Raw genomic sequence first — 14,829 nt, 5'->3', positions numbered from 1 at the left:
GCCCCGCATGGCCACCACGCCCGAAAACGACGCACCGCTGAAGCCGCTGCACGGCGGCCCGCTGGCGCTGCTCACCATCGCCGTCGCGTTCAGCACCTTCATGGAGGTGCTGGACATGACCATCGTCAACGTGGCCGTGCCGCACATCTCCGGCAGCCTCGGCGTAAGCCCCAACGAAGGCACCTGGACGATCAGCTCCTACGCGCTGGCCAGCGCGATCATGCAGCCGCTCACCGGCTGGGTGGCGCGACGCTTCGGCGAGGTGCGCACCTTCGTGGTGTCGGTGCTGCTGTTCGTGGTGTTCTCCATGCTGTGCGGCCTGGCCACCAGCATGCCGATGCTGGTGGTCTGCCGCCTGATGCAGGGTGCGGGCTCCGGCCCGATGGTGGCGCTGTCGCTGACCCTGCTGTTGACCAGCTATCCGAAGGAAAAGCAAGGCGTCGCGCTGGCGCTGTGGGCCATGACCGTGGTGGTGGCACCGATCTTCGGCCCGATCCTGGGCGGCTGGATCACCGACAATTTCTCGTGGCCGTGGATTTTCTACATCAACCTACCGGTAGGCCTGGCCGCGGCGGTGATCACCTGGTCGATCCTGCATAAACGCGAGACCAAGACCTTCAAGGCGCCGATCGACGCGGTAGGTCTGGTACTGCTGGTGGTGGGCGTGGGCTGCCTGCAGTTCATGCTGGACAACGGCAACGACCACGACTGGTTCGCCTCGCCGTTGATCCTTACGCTGGGCCTGGTCGCCCTGGTCTGCCTTACCTTCCTCGTGATGTGGGAGATCCACGCCAAGCACCCGGTGATCGACCTCTCGCTGTTCAAGCAGCGCAATTTCACCGTTGGCGTGGTGGCGCTGACGCTGGGCATGTTCGCGTTCTTCGGCATCAACGTGGTGTTTCCGCTGTGGCTGCAGCTCGACCTGGGCTACACCGCGACCTGGGCGGGGCTGGCCACCGCACCGGTGGGCGTGCTGGCCTTCCTGCTGTCGCCGATCCTGGGCAAGAACATGCACCGGCTGGACCTGCGCGCGGTGGTGACCTTCGCCTTCATCGTCTTCGCGTTCACCTCGTACTGGTTCGCCGGCTTCGACAGCAACGCGTCGTTCGGCACGCTGGTGGTGCCGCGCTTCGTGATGGGCATGGCCATTCCCTGCTTCTTCATACCGCTGAACCAGATCTACTTGTCCGGCCTGCCCGCCTCGGAGATCGCCAGTGCCTCGGGCCTGTCCAATTTCTGCCGCACCATGGGTTCCAGCATGTCCACCGCGATCACGGTGACGCTGTGGCAGCACCGCGGCGAGCTGCATCATGCCAACCTCACCGAGGACGTCAGCAACGCCAACCCCGCGGCGACGCAGTTCCTGCAAGGCCTCGCGCAGCACGGCATGCCGCACACACAGAGCCTGGGCCTGATCGACCAGCTGGTGAACCGCGAGGCGCTCACCCTGGCGGTGAACGACGTGTTCTGGGGCTGCGCGGTGCTGTTCCTGCTGCTGATCCCCATCCTGTGGTTCGCCAAGCCCCCGTTCGGCAGCGCCGGCGGGGCGGTCGGCCACTGATCCGCCGCCGTCTGCTGCAGACCACCGTGGCGCACATCGCGGCGCCACGGCCATCGCAGAGCAGACCAATTTTCGAACATGCATGCCAGTGGTCTACTGGTGCGGCGCAATATCTTCTGCTAGTTTCGCCGCATGGCACAAAACAAACGCACCATCAAGAAGTATCCGAACCGTCGGCTCTACGACACCGAGATCTCCAGCTACATCACGCTGGAAGAGGTGCGTCAGCTGGTGCTGGACAACGAGGACTTCGAAGTCCGCGATGCGAAGACCGGCGAGGACCTCACCCGCTCCGTGCTATTGCAGATCATCTCCGAGCATGAAGAGAAGGGGCAGCCGATGCTGTCGCCCCAACTGCTCAGCCAGATCATCCGCTTCTACGGCGATTCGCTGCAGGGCTTCATGGGTCCCTACCTGGAGCGCAGCCTGCAGGTCTTCCTCGACCAGCAGCAGCAGTTCCGCACCCAGCTCAACAGCCTGATGGGGCAGACCCCTTGGGCCATGGTGAACGAACTGACCGAGCGCAACATGGACGCGTGGAAGACCATGCAGCGCGGCCTGCTCGACGCCGCCGCGCAGATCACCCCGCAGGGCGCCGGTCGCGGCAAGAAATCCGGCTGATCCCCGCCATTCCGTCCCGTGAGCGCGCCGCCCAAAGCGGCGCGTTTTCATTTGAAAAGTGCAGCCATGGATGGCTGCCCGTGTGACTCACGCGATCAGGGATGATCGCAAAAACACCTCAAAGCGCGGCCATGGATGGGCTGCCCGTTCGATTCCGGCGATCACGGATGATCGCAAAAGCAACGGAACCTCCATGAGCGCATCTTCTGCCACTCGTCTGGCCCTCGTCACCGGCGGACTCGGTGGCCTGGGAACCGAGATCTGCCGCCAGCTGGCACAGGCCGGCCGCCGCGTGATCGCGGCCGACCTGCCCGCCAGCGAGGCACGCCTCGCGGCCTTCGGCGAGGCCACCGCCGTGTTCGGCGACGCCATCCGCTACGAGGCACTGGACGTCAGCGACCACGAGGCCTGTGTGGCGATGATCGGCCGCCACGAGCGCGAGCACGGCGGCGTGGACATCCTGGTCAACGCCGCCGGTATCACCCGCGACGCCAGCCTGCGCAAGATGACGCCCGCGCAGTGGCACGACCTGATGCGCGTGAACCTCGACGGCGTGTTCAACACCAGCCACGCCGTGGTGGAAGGCATGACCGCGCGCGGCTTCGGCCGCATCGTCAACATCAGTTCGGTGAACGGCCAGACCGGCCAGTTCGGCCAGGTCAACTACTCCGCCGCCAAGGCCGGCGTGCACGGCTTCAGCATGGCGCTGGCGCGGGAAACCGCGCGCAAGGGCGTCACCGTCAACACCGTCTCGCCCGGCTACTGCGACACGCCGATGGTGGCTGCCGTGCCCGCAGAGATCCGCGCCCAGATCATCGCCGGCATCCCGGTGGGCCGGCTGGGCCAGCCGGCCGACATCGCCCGTGCCGTGACCTTCCTCACCGCCGACGACGCCGGCTACCTCACCGGCGTCAACCTGCCGGTGAACGGCGGGTACTTCATGAGCTTTTAGGCGCCTGCTCAAAGCTTCTGCGTGGCCCGCGCCGGGAGCTCTGTGCCTGCGGGCCGAGGAAGAACGAAGGCATGCGGGGAGAGTCCATGGATGGATTCTTGAGGAATCGAGGAGTGGACGTCCGTCCACGTCCAAGTGCTGACGCAGGCACGCGGGCAAACAGCCCGGCCCTTCGGTCGCTTTGCCGCGGCCGCAGCGCGGAGGCTTCGAGCAGGCGCTGAGGCGCCGCGTATTGCAGTCCCCCGCCGCTTGCGGAACAGTGTCGCGATCCTTCATCCGGAACGCGACATGACGCAACGTCCTCGCATCACCCTGATCGGCGGCGGCCTGGTGGGCGCGCTGCAGGCTCGGCAACTAGCAAAGCACGGCTTTGCGGTGGAGGTGTTCGAGAAGCGGCCTGATCCGCGTCTCGCAGGATTTCTTGGCGGTCGTTCGATCAACCTCGCCCTGGCCGAGCGCGGCCTGCAAGCGTTGCGTACGGCGGGGCTGGCCGACACGGTGCTGGAGCGCGCCGTGATGATGCGCGGACGCATGGTGCATGCACAGGATGGGGCGAGCGGACTGCAGCGCTACGGTGTGGACGACAGCGAGGTGATCTGGTCGGTGTCGCGCGGCGCGCTGAACATGCTGCTGCTGGATGCCGCCGAGGCGTCCGGCGTGCACTTCCACTTCGGCCAGTCGCTGGTGGACGCGGATTTCGACGGCCGCCGCATCCGGCTCGCCGACGAGGCGGGTATCAAACGCGAGCACGGTGTCGACCTGCTGATCGGGGCCGATGGCGCAGGCTCCGCGCTGCGCACGGCGATGAACACCTATGCACCTCTGGGTGAGCGCATCGAGCCCCTCGGCCATGGCTACAAGGAACTGGAAATTCCCGCCGCCGACACCTTGCCCGCCGCGTTGGTACAGCAAGCCGGCGGCGCAGGGCGCTTCGCGATCGAACCGCACGCGCTGCACATCTGGCCGCGAGGCGGCTACATGTGCATCGCGCTGCCGAACGCCGAAGGCAGTTTCACCGTAACGCTGTTCCTGCCGGCACACGGCGCGCACCCAAGCTTTGCCACCCAGCCCGATGCCACAGCGGCGCGCGCGTTCTTCGCCACGGACTTCCCCGATCTGCTGCCGCTGATTCCCCGCTTCGACGCGGATTACGCGGAACACCCGGTGGGCACACTCTCCACGCTGCACCTCGACCGCTGGCACCTGGACGGACGCGCCCTGCTCATCGGCGACGCCGCACATGCCATCGTGCCGTTCCACGGCCAGGGCATGAACTGCGGCTTCGAGGACACGGTGACGCTGACCGAACTGCTCGCCGCCGCGCCTGGCGACAGCACAGACGTGTTCGCCGAGTTCCAGCGCATCCGCCAACCCAACGCCAACGCGATCGCCGCGATGGCACTGGAAAACTACGTGGAGATGCGCGACTCGGTGGCCGATCCGCATTACCTGGCCAGGCGCGCACTGGGCGCGAAGCTGGCCGAACGCGCGCCGCAGCACTTCATGGCGCGCTATCGCATGGTCACCTTCACGCACCTGCCTTACAGCTACGCGCTGGAACGCGGCCGCATGCAGGATGCGCTGCTGGAGGAAATCCTGCGCGAGGCACCGGATGCGAACGCCGTCGACCTCGACGCGGCGGCGCGCATGCTGCAAGCTCGGCTTACGCCCCTGCCCGCGCAACTACGCCATGAATGAGTTCCTGCTCGAAGACTTCCGCAACACCACCTACCACGTGGTGCTCGACACGGTGCGCTGGGCGGCGATCCGTATCGACCTGCCGCTGCCGGCCGAACTGGCGGCCGTCGTCGGCGGGCAGCCGTGGGGTTTCATCACGGCATGGAATCCGCAGGCGCGCCGCCGCCCGCAGGCGGAAAACCTCGCCGCGCAGCAGGCGCTGGTCGATGCCCTGGACAAGCTGCCGCAGGTCGCCGTCTACCCCGCCATCGGCGTGGGCCAGACCGGCTGGAGCGAGCCCAGCCTGTTCGTGATCGGTGCGGATCTGCGCACGCTGGACGCGTTGATGCGCGAACACGCGCAACTGTCCTACGTGCACGGCGAGGCCGACGGTCCCGCCGAATTGCGCATGCTGGGTTGAACGGCTTTACGGCGGCAGTCCGCCGCATGGACAAGCTCGCCAGCCATTGCGGAGAATGCGGCAGATGACCGCATCCTCCGCCGCCACGCCCCTGCTCGAAGCGCATCGCCTGAGCTTCCACCGCCAGGACGAGCCGGTGTTCGCGCCGCTGGATTTCCGCCTGCACGCGGGCGAGCTGGCGCTGATCGAGGGCGACAACGGCAGCGGCAAGACCACCTTGCTGCGCCTGCTGGCCGGCCTGCTGCACGTCAGCGAAGGGGAATTGCGCTGGCGCGGCGCACCGCTGCAACGCGACGCCTGCGCGAACGAGATCCTTTTCCTGGGCCACCAGCTGGGTCAGAAGCACGAGTTGAGCCCACGCGAGAACCTGGCCTTCGCCGCCGGCTTGCACGGTTGCCGCGCCGGCGTCACGCCGGATGCGGCGCTGGGTGAAGTGGGCCTGCGCGGTTACGAGGACGAGCCGGTGCGGCGTCTTTCCGCGGGGCAGAAGAAGCGTGCCGCGCTGGCGCGCCTGCTGCTGCAACCAGCGGCGCTGTGGCTGCTTGACGAGCCTTACGCGAATCTCGACCGGCAGGGCATTGCATTGGTCAATCGGCTGCTGGAGCGGCACGTCGCCGAGGGGGGCGCGGCATTGGCGAGCAGCCATGGGGTGGCGGGGTTTCATGGCGGGGAGCCGCAGCGGATACGCATGCATGGGTAAGCGTGTTCGTGGAACATCGCATGTAGTCGCTCGTGGAGTCGCTTGCGACGAACGTTCAATTGTCTGCCGCAAGCAGGTGCGCAACCTCGGTCGCGCGAGCAAATCCCCTGTCCCCTTTGGGGAGAGGGTTAGGGTTAGAGGCGGGTGCTCGCGACGACCTTTCGCTTTCGCATCTTGGCTCGCCTGCGGCGGTCTTTCGGCCGCCTGCCGGCGCTCGAGTTACTTCTCTTTGCTGGCCCACGCCACCGCTGGGCGCGGTGGCGAACGGCGAAGCCGGCCCGAAGGGCGACGGGCAGGATACCCGGAGTCAAGAGAAGTAGCCAAGAGAAATGGACTGGTTCAATACGCCGGAACTACAAGCAGGCGGTGCCGAGGAGATGGGAACTACGCCCGACGAGACGTCCTGCACACCAGCCACGCCGCGCCGTATCTGGGAACTGAGGTGATACGGGCTGCGGTATCGCCGGGGATTACGCCATGAATGCCCCGCTTCCTCGCGCTTGCGCCGCCATGCTTCGCCGCGACCTCATGCTGGCCTGGCGGCGGCGCGGGGATCTGGCGATGCCGGTGCTGTACGCGGTGATCGTGGTGGTGCTGTTTCCGTTTGCGCTGGGGCCGGACTTGGCGTTGCTGCAGCGGATCGCTGGCGGCGTGGTGCTGGTGACGGTGCTGCTGGCGATGCTGTTGGCGCTGGACGCGATGTTCGCCAGCGACATCGAGGACGGCTCGCTGGAGCAACTGGTGCTGGCGCCACAGCCGCTGGCGCTGATGCTGGGGATGAAGATCCTCGCGCACTGGATCACCACGGCGTTGCCGCTGATCGTGATCGCACCCTTGCTGGCCGGCATGCTGCACCTGCCCGCGGCGGCGATGCCGGCGCTGCTGCTGGCGCTGCTGCTGGCGACGCCGCTGCTCAGCCTGCTCGGCGCGGTGCTGGTGGCGCTGACGGCCGGCACGCGGCGCTCTGGTATGCTGCTGGCACTGATGTTGCTGCCGCTGTGCGTGCCGGTGGTGATCTTCGCGGCCGGCGCGGTGACAGCCGCCCAAGAGGGGCTTCCGTGGTTCGCTCCGGTCGCGTGGCTGACCGCCGCACTCATCCTCGCCGTGGTGCTGGCGCCGCTGGCGTGCGCGGCGGCCTTACGCATTGCGCTGGACTCGTGACATGGCGAAGTGGATTCCACTCTGGTTGCACAAGCTCGGCTCGCCGCCGACGTTCTACCGCTTCGCCGGCGCGGTGCGGCCGTGGGCGATGGGGCTGGCGCTGCTGTTCGGCGTGATCGGGCTCTACGGTGGCCTGGTGCTGGCGCCGCCTGACTACCAGCAGGGCGACGCCTACCGGATCATCTTCATCCACGTGCCCAGCGCGTGGATGAGCATGTTCGTCTACGCCGTGATGGGCGTATCCGGTTTCATCGCCCTGGTATGGCGATTGAAGCTGGCCGAGGTGGTGGCGATGGAATCGGCGCCGATCGGCGCGGCCTTCGCCTTCATCACCCTGGCCACCGGTTCGCTGTGGGGCAAGCCGATGTGGGGCACGTGGTGGACCTGGGACGCGCGGCTCACCTCGGAACTGGTGCTGCTGTTCCTCTACCTCGGCGTGATCGGGCTGTACCACGCCTTCGAGGATCGCCGCCAGGGCGCGCGGGCGGCGAGCTTCCTCGCCATCATCGGCGTGATTAACGTGCCCATCGTGCACTACTCGGTGGTGTGGTGGAACACGCTGCACCAGGGCAGCACGGTGAGTATCTTCGGCCACTCCAAGATGCCGTGGGAGATGCTGTGGCCGCTGCTGGCGATGACGCTGGCCACCAAGTGCTATTACGCCGCCAGCCTGTGCCGGCGCGCGCGCACCGACATCCTTGCGCTGGAGTCCGGCAAGGACTGGGTGCGCGAGATCGCGCAAGCAGAGGCAGCCCGATGAGCACGCTCTCGCACTTCTTCGCCCTGAGCGGCGAAGCCGCCGCTTTCTTCAGGATGGGTGGTTACGCAGGCTATGTATGGCCTGCCTACGCCGTGTTCTTCGTCGTGCTGATCGCCGACAACGTGGCGCCGCGGCTGCGCCGCCGCCGCATCCTGCGCGAACTGCGCGGCCGGCTGGCGCGGCAGGTCGCACGCGAACGCCGCTCTCCTTCTTCCACGCCTGCGCCCTGACCTCGCCGGACCACTGCATGCCGATGAACCCCACCCGCAAGCGCAGGCTCACCCTCGTGATCGTGATCGCGGTTGCCGCCATGCTGGCGGTCAGCCTGGTTGTGTACGCCTTGCAGCAGAACATGAACTACCTGTTCACGCCCAGCCAGGTGCAGTCGGGGCAGGCTACGCAGTACAAGACCTTCCGCCTCGGCGGCATGGTCAAGGCCGGCTCGATCCAGCGCAGCAAGGACTCGCTGCAGGTCACTTTCACCGTGGTCGATGCCGGCGGCGCCATGCCGGTGGAATACACCGGCATCCTGCCCGACCTGTTCCGCGACAACCAGTCGGTGATCGCCACCGGGCACATGGACGGCGCGCGCTTCGTCGCCACCGAAGTGCTGGCCAAGCACGACGAAACCTACATGCCGAAGGAACTGAAGGAGGCGATGGCCAAGGCGCATGCAGACGCGAAGGTGAAGGAAGCCGCCGCGCAGGACAAGAGCCCATGACGCCCGAACTCGGTCAGCTCGCACTGGTGCTCGCCTTCCTGCTCGCCATCGCGCAGGGCGTGTTGCCGCTGGTCGGTGCATGGCGCGGCAACCGCGCGCTGATGGCAGTGGCGCGCCCGGCCGCGGCCGGCCAGGCGGTGTTCGTGGCGATGGCGTTCGGCATCCTCGTGTACGCCTTCCTGCATTTCGATTTCTCGGTGCAGTACGTGGCCGACAACTCCAACCTCGCGCTGCCCTGGTACTACCGCATCGCCGCGGTCTGGGGCGCGCACGAAGGCTCATTACTGCTGTGGATCCTGATCCTCAACCTGTGGACGGTGGCGCTGGCCGCGCTCAGCCATCGCCTGCCCGAAGCGTTCGCCGCGCGCGTGATCGGCGTGATGGGTTTGATCGCGATCGGCTTCCTCGCCTTCATCCTGTTCACCTCCGATCCGTTCGTGCGCTTGCTGCCGATGCCGGCCGACGGCGGCGACCTCAATCCGGTGCTGCAGGACCCGGGCATGACCTTCCACCCGCCCGTGCTCTACATGGGCTATGTGGGTTTCTCGGTGGCGTTCGCGTTCTCCATCGCGGCCCTGCTCGGTGGCGAAGTGGAGCAGGCGTGGGTGCGCTGGGCACGGCCGTGGACGAACGCGGCGTGGGGCTTCCTCACCCTCGGCATCGTGGCCGGCAGCTGGTGGGCCTACGCCGAGCTGGGCTGGGGCGGCTGGTGGTTCTGGGACCCAGTGGAGAACGCCAGCTTCATGCCGTGGCTGGTCGGCGCGGCGCTGATCCATGCTCAGGCGATCACCGAGAAGCGCGGCGGCCTGCGCGCGTGGACGCTGCTGCTGTCGATCTTCGCGTTCTCGCTGTCGCTGCTGGGCACCTTCCTGGTGCGCTCGGGCGTGCTCACTTCGGTGCACGCGTTCGCCTCCGATCCGCGCCGTGGCGTGTTCATTCTGGCCTTCCTCACCATCGTGGTGGGTGGCTCACTGCTGCTCTATGCGCTGCGTGCGCCCAAGGTGGCCGGCGGCAAGCCGTTCAATGTCGTTTCGCGCGAAACGGCGCTGCTGATCGGCAACCTGCTGCTGGCCACGGCGTCGGCGATGGTGCTGCTGGGCACGCTGTTCCCGCTGATCGGCGATGCGCTGCATCTCGGCCGCATCTCGGTGGGGCCGCCCTACTTCGGCTTGCTGTTCCCACTGCTGATGGCGCCGGTGGTGGCGCTGCTGCCACTCGGGCCGTTCCTGCACTGGGGCAAGGCCGATGGCGGCGTGCTGAAGCAGGTGATGTTGCGCGCCGGCATCGCCGCGGTGGCTTGCGCCATCGTGGCGGCGTTCTTCGTGCAGGGGCAACTGAAAGCCATCGTGGGCGTGGCATCGGCGGTGTGGATCGCCGTGGGCGTGCTGCTGTACGCGCTGAAGCGCTGGCGTGAAATGCCGCGCGGTCGTCGCTATCCCGCCGAGATGGCCGGCATGTTGCTGGCGCACCTCGGCGTGGGCGTGTTCGTGATCGGCGTGCTGCTGTCCGAGTCGCTCAGCGTCACCCACGACGTGCGCCTCACGCCGGGCCAGAGCGAGAGCGTGGCCGGCTACGACTTCCGCTTCGACGGCGTGCACCGCACCGTCGGCCCGAACTGGCACGCCGACCAGGGCGTGGTCACCGTGCTGCGTGACGGCGCCACCGTGGCAACGATGCGCCCGCAGAAGCGTACCTATTCGCACGAGCAGGTGCAGACCGAATCGGCGGTGGACGCCGGCGTGTTCCGCGACCTGTATGTGGCGCTGGGCGAGCCGATGGACGCGAATGACATCGAGGGCGCCTGGGCGCTGCGGCTGTACTACAAGCCCTTCGTGCGCTGGATCTGGGGCGGCGGCCTGCTGATGATGCTGGGCGGCTTCGTCTGCGCCGGCGACCGCCGCTTCCGCATCAAGCGCATCGCTGCCGAAGCTGCTGCGCCCGTCGTGGCAGCTTCGCCACAGGAATCGCCGGCATGAAGCGCTTCGTGCCGTTCATCGTGTTCATGGCGCTGGTGGGCCTGTTCGGCTTCGGCATCTGGTGGAACACCTGGCACGACGCGCGCTACGTGCCGTCGCCGCTGATCGACAAACCCGCGCCCGATTTTGCGTTGCCCAAGCTGGATGCGCCGGAGCAGAACGTCACCAAGGCCAGCCTGCTCGGCAAGCCCTACCTGCTCAACGTGTTCGGCAGCTGGTGCGTGGCCTGCGCCGAGGAGCACCCGGTGCTGATGAGCGACGGCCGCCGGCTCGGCATCGTGCTGGTGGGCTACGACTACAAGGACGCGCCCGACGACGCCAAGGCCTGGCTGCGCGACCGCGGCAATCCTTACGACCTGGTGATCGCCGACCAGCCCGGCCGCACCGCCATCGACTTCGGCGTGTACGGTGCGCCGGAGAGTTTCCTGATCGATGCCAAGGGCGTGATCCGCTACAAGCACATCGGCCCGCTCACGCCCGAGGTGATCGCGCAGGAACTGCAACCGGCGATCGATGCCGTGAAGCGGGAGGCGCCGTGAAGCCGCGTCTACCCGGACTCGCCTCGCGCAGGAGCGCACCCTGTGCGCGATGGTTCTTTGGTGCGGCCGAAGCCAAAAGCCTTCGCGCACAGGGTGCGCTCCTACATTTCGTGCTGCTGGCACTGCTGATCTTCGCCGGCCACGCCTTCGCCGCCACCGGCGCCATCGAGCCGCTGCCGTTCAAGGACCATGCGCAGGAAGTGCGCTTCCAGAACCTGACGAAGCAGCTGCGCTGCATGGTCTGCCAGAACGAAGATCTGGCCGACTCCAACGCCGACCTCGCGCGCGACCTGCGGCTGGAAGTGTTCCAGCTGATGCAGCAGGGCAAGACCGACGCGCAGATCAAGCAGTACCTGGTGGATCGCTATTCCGACTTCGTGCTGTACGACCCGCCGCTGCAACCCGGCACGTGGCTGCTGTGGTTCGGTCCGCTGGCGATCCTGCTGGCCGGTGGTCTGGTGGTGGCGGTGACGGTACGCAGACGCCGCATTGCCGCCGGCGCGAACGACGGCAACATGGCCAACACGGAACGGGCCGGCACGGACCCGGCCGATGCGGGGGATGACTGGTGAAGCTTGCGTTCTATCTGGTCGCCGCCGCGATGCTCGCGACGGCGCTGGCCCTGCTGCTGGTGCCCCTGCTGCGCGAAGGCCGTCGCAACGGTCGTCCACGCGGCGTGTTCGCGCTGGCGCTGGGCATCGCCCTGCTGCTCCCTCTAGTCACACTCGGGCTGTACCTGCATGTCGGCGCGCCCGCGACCCTCAACGGGGTGGCCGCCGCGCCGAAGCCGATGGACTTCGAGCAGGCACTGACCGAACTGCACGAGCATCTCCGGCAGCAGCCGAACGATGCGCAAGGCTGGGCATTGCTGGCCGAAGCCACTACCGCACTCAAGCAGCCCGCCGACGCGCGCGACGCCTGGGACCACGTGCTGAAGCTCACTCCGGACGACGTGGCCGCGATGGTGGGCTGGGCCGAAACCGATTCGATGGCGCGCGACGATCATCAGATCGACGGTCGCGCCCTCGACCTGCTGCATCGCGCGCTGGAACTGCAGCCGGACAGCCAGCGCGCACTGTGGCTGCTCGGCATCAGTCAGTTCCAGCACGCGCAATACGCGGACGCCTCCGCCACGTGGCGCAAGCTGCAGCCCTTGCTGGAGCCTGGCTCGACCGTGGCCAAGGCCGTGGCGGAACAGATCGCGAACGCCGATGCCCGCGCCGGCATCAAATCTTCCACCGAGCCCGCGGCCGCCGCCAGCACCGGCGCCATGCTGACGGTACAGGTGAGCATTGCTCCCGCGCTCAAGGACAAGCTGCAGGCCGGCGACCAGCTCTACGTGTTCGCCCGCGCCGTGAGCGGTCCGCCGATGCCGCTGGCCGTGGCCAAGCTCGCCGCCGGCACGTTGCCCACCACCGTCACGCTCAGCGACACGATGGCGATGACGCCGGAACTGAAACTTTCCTCGGTGGCGCGCGTGATCGTGGCGGCGCGCATCAGCCACGACGGCCAGCCCATCGCACAGCCGGGTGACCTCGAAGGCAGCGCCGGCGTCGTGGACACCGACCGCAGGACGCCCATCGCCATCACCATCGACAAGGTCCACTGAGATGGCCGACGCACGCCGCTACTGCAAGCTGCCCTCGCCTTTCGCCATGAAGCGCGGCGGCGTACTGCACGACGCACGCGTGGCCTATGAGACCTGGGGCACGCTCAACTCCGCGTGCGACAACGCCGTCCTGGTACTCACCGGCCTCTCGCCCAGCGCACACATGACGTCCAGCGCGGAGGATCCCGCCGCGGGCTGGTGGGAAGACATGGCCGGTCCCGGCAAAGCCATCGACACCGACCGCTGGTTCGTGATCTGCGTGAACTCGCTGGGCAGCGACAAGGGCTCCACCTGCCCCGCTTCGATCAATCCCGCCACTGGCGAGGCCTACCGGCTGGACTTCCCCGAGCTGTCGCTGGAAGACGTGGCCAACGCGGCGCACGAAGTGGTGCGCATGCTCGGCATCGAACGCCTCGCCTGCCTGGTCGGCTGCTCGATGGGCGGCATGGCTGCACTGGCCTACATGCTGCTGCACCCAGGCACGGTTCGCGCCCATGTCAGCGTGGATACCGCGCCGCAGGCGCAGCCCTTCGCCATCGCCATCCGCTCGCTGCAGCGCGAAGCGATCAGGCTCGACCCCAATTGGGCCAATGGCGGATACGACATCCATGGCGACGGCGAACGCTATCCCGACATGGGTATGAGCATCGCACGCAAGCTCGGCGTCATCACCTATCGCTCGGCGATGGAATGGAACGGCCGCTTCGCGCGCATCCGCCTCGATGCCGAGCAACGCGAGGAGCAACAACCCTTCGGCTTCGAGTTCCAGGTGGAGTCCTATCTGGAAGGCCACGCCCGCCGCTTCGTGCGCAGCTTCGACCCCAACAGCTACCTCTACCTGTCACGCGCCAGCGACTGGTTCGACATCGCCGAATACGGCGACGGCAACGTGATGGAAGGCCTCAGGCGCATCCATGTCGAACGCGCACTGGTGATCGGCGTCAGCACCGACATCCTGTTCCCGCTGGAGCAGCAGGAACAGATCGCCGAAGGCCTCGCCGCCGCCGGCGCCGCCGTGGACTTCGTGGCGCTGGACTCACCGCAGGGCCACGACGCCTTCCTGGTCGACATCGAGAACTACAGCCGCGCGATCGGCGGCTTCCTGGCGAGGCCTTGAGTCTCGTGAGATTGCGGCAGCGACCTGAACAATACGCTGGTGTTGTTCACCCTGCTGCTATTGTCCAACCCAGGCTATCCGAAAGGTCAGCTACGGGGTGAAATCGGGCGCTGCCATCACGTCGTCTTGAAGGCGACTGTCTTCACCAAGCCCTCTTCGGTCTGGAGGAGCGTCCACGCGGTAATGTTGAGTCGTTGGAGCTCTTTCATCACCCTTTGCCTGGCATCGGCCGTTCCAACCAAGCATTCACGCAGGGGAAAACCATGAAGATGTTCGCCACTCGATACGTCGTCGCGCTCTATGCAGTTGCCAGTGGTCTACTGGCCGGCTGCATGCCGCCGCCGTCGAATTCGACAGCCCCGGACCCCTCTTCCGTGAACAAAATTCGCGCTGACGATGCCGCCATCATGCAGTCCGTTAGCAAGGGGCGCGAAGACTACGTCAGCGCGCACCCCGATAGCGCGTACAACATCGATGTAGAGCACGGCCTGATCGTCGTCGGCATGTCTCGCGACGAAGTCGCTGCCGCCGGCTACCGCTGTGAGGTCAAGGAAGGCTCGACCATTGGAAATACCCAGACCTGCACGAATCAAATGCTGCAGGCAAAAATCGATGCCACCTGGGCGGGCGCCACCTCACCGGACTTCGAGCGCAAGGCTCCAACACACTACGTAAGCTTCAACACCGACGGCAAGGTCGAATCGGTTTCGTATTGACGCGTGGCACCCTCGGCGACTGGGCTCATTCCGACGATTTTTTCGTGTCCTGCTGCACCGCATGGACAACCCGAGCACACATCGAACAAGTACAACCACAGAAATGCGGATGACACGGCTGGTCAATGCGCTTCCTCCGACATTTCTTGCCTCCGAAAATGCCGATGTCCGCTTTTGGGGAAGCGGACATCAGTTTCGCGTCGGCAGCGCCAGACAGGTATCCCGGGCAAGCTCGCGTTTCACATCGCGAAATCCACCCAGAACACCTGCCACCCGCTCCGATTCAGCGGACTGGCCT

At 66.8% G+C, this 14,829-nt stretch carries 16 protein-coding genes; all 16 read left to right on the top strand.

From position 1 onward, the window contains the following. Positions 1-7 precede the first annotated feature (7 nt). The 16 genes from IHE49_RS03155 (at position 8) to IHE49_RS03080 (ending at position 14,531) form a co-directional block, all read left to right on the top strand. Complete coding sequence (locus IHE49_RS03155; protein WP_192154806.1) at positions 8-1,561, top strand: DHA2 family efflux MFS transporter permease subunit; 1,554 nt, start codon at positions 8-10, stop codon at positions 1,559-1,561. A 132-nt stretch (positions 1,562-1,693) separates the two neighbouring features. Next, complete coding sequence (phaR, locus tag IHE49_RS03150) at positions 1,694-2,182, top strand: polyhydroxyalkanoate synthesis repressor PhaR (protein WP_192154804.1); 489 nt, start codon at positions 1,694-1,696, stop codon at positions 2,180-2,182. Between the two features lie 193 nt (positions 2,183-2,375). Then, positions 2,376-3,134, top strand: a complete 759-nt coding sequence (gene phbB / locus IHE49_RS03145; RefSeq protein WP_192154802.1) for an acetoacetyl-CoA reductase — start codon at positions 2,376-2,378, stop codon at positions 3,132-3,134. A 288-nt stretch (positions 3,135-3,422) separates the two neighbouring features. Continuing rightward, positions 3,423-4,832 (top strand): NAD(P)/FAD-dependent oxidoreductase, encoded by a 1,410-nt coding sequence (locus IHE49_RS03140; protein WP_192154800.1) that lies wholly within the window; start codon positions 3,423-3,425, stop codon positions 4,830-4,832. Further along, positions 4,825-5,232 carry a DUF3293 domain-containing protein gene (locus tag IHE49_RS03135; RefSeq protein ID WP_192154798.1) on the top strand — a complete coding sequence of 136 codons (408 nt, stop codon included), beginning with the start codon at positions 4,825-4,827 and terminating at the stop codon, positions 5,230-5,232. The genes IHE49_RS03140 and IHE49_RS03135 overlap by 8 nt, the downstream gene beginning before the upstream one ends. A 64-nt stretch (positions 5,233-5,296) precedes the next feature. Beyond that, a complete protein-coding gene (ccmA, locus tag IHE49_RS03130; protein WP_192154796.1) occupies positions 5,297-5,932 on the top strand; it encodes a cytochrome c biogenesis heme-transporting ATPase CcmA in 636 nt (211 codons plus the stop codon). Positions 5,933-6,409: 477 nt separating this feature from the next. Next, a complete protein-coding gene (gene ccmB, locus IHE49_RS03125) occupies positions 6,410-7,093 on the top strand; it encodes a heme exporter protein CcmB (RefSeq protein ID WP_192154793.1) in 684 nt (227 codons plus the stop codon). 1 nt (position 7,094) lies between these two features. Then, positions 7,095-7,853: a heme ABC transporter permease gene (locus IHE49_RS03120; protein ID WP_192154791.1), complete on the top strand. Its 759-nt coding sequence runs from the start codon at positions 7,095-7,097 to the stop codon at positions 7,851-7,853. Then, on the top strand, positions 7,850-8,083 hold the full coding sequence (gene ccmD / locus IHE49_RS03115; protein WP_192154789.1) for a heme exporter protein CcmD: 234 nt from the start codon (positions 7,850-7,852) through the stop codon (positions 8,081-8,083). Before IHE49_RS03120 ends, ccmD begins: the two co-directional genes overlap by 4 nt. Before the next feature lie 23 nt (positions 8,084-8,106). Then, positions 8,107-8,574, top strand: coding sequence for a cytochrome c maturation protein CcmE (ccmE, locus tag IHE49_RS03110; protein WP_192155436.1), 468 nt, complete (start codon positions 8,107-8,109; stop codon positions 8,572-8,574). Beyond that, the gene (locus IHE49_RS03105; RefSeq protein WP_192154787.1) at positions 8,571-10,550 is read left to right on the top strand and encodes a heme lyase CcmF/NrfE family subunit; all 1,980 of its coding nucleotides are present in this window, start codon (positions 8,571-8,573) and stop codon (positions 10,548-10,550) included. Before ccmE ends, IHE49_RS03105 begins: the two co-directional genes overlap by 4 nt. Next, complete coding sequence (locus IHE49_RS03100) at positions 10,547-11,089, top strand: DsbE family thiol:disulfide interchange protein (protein ID WP_192154785.1); 543 nt, start codon at positions 10,547-10,549, stop codon at positions 11,087-11,089. The genes IHE49_RS03105 and IHE49_RS03100 overlap by 4 nt, the downstream gene beginning before the upstream one ends. A gap of 110 nt (positions 11,090-11,199) precedes the next feature. Next, positions 11,200-11,661, top strand: coding sequence for a cytochrome c-type biogenesis protein (locus IHE49_RS03095; protein WP_343227541.1), 462 nt, complete (start codon positions 11,200-11,202; stop codon positions 11,659-11,661). Further along, on the top strand, positions 11,658-12,698 hold the full coding sequence (locus IHE49_RS03090) for a hypothetical protein (RefSeq protein ID WP_192154783.1): 1,041 nt from the start codon (positions 11,658-11,660) through the stop codon (positions 12,696-12,698). Before IHE49_RS03095 ends, IHE49_RS03090 begins: the two co-directional genes overlap by 4 nt. Before the next feature lies 1 nt (position 12,699). Continuing rightward, positions 12,700-13,815: a homoserine O-acetyltransferase gene (locus IHE49_RS03085; RefSeq protein ID WP_192154781.1), complete on the top strand. Its 1,116-nt coding sequence runs from the start codon at positions 12,700-12,702 to the stop codon at positions 13,813-13,815. A gap of 263 nt (positions 13,816-14,078) precedes the next feature. Next, a complete protein-coding gene (locus tag IHE49_RS03080) occupies positions 14,079-14,531 on the top strand; it encodes a hypothetical protein (RefSeq protein ID WP_192154779.1) in 453 nt (150 codons plus the stop codon). Positions 14,532-14,829 lie beyond the last annotated feature (298 nt).

This window comes from Rhodanobacter sp. 7MK24 (genome assembly GCF_014842995.1).
Classification (GTDB): Bacteria; Pseudomonadota; Gammaproteobacteria; order Xanthomonadales; family Rhodanobacteraceae; genus Rhodanobacter_A.
This window is presented reverse-complemented; position numbering and strand designations above follow the sequence as displayed.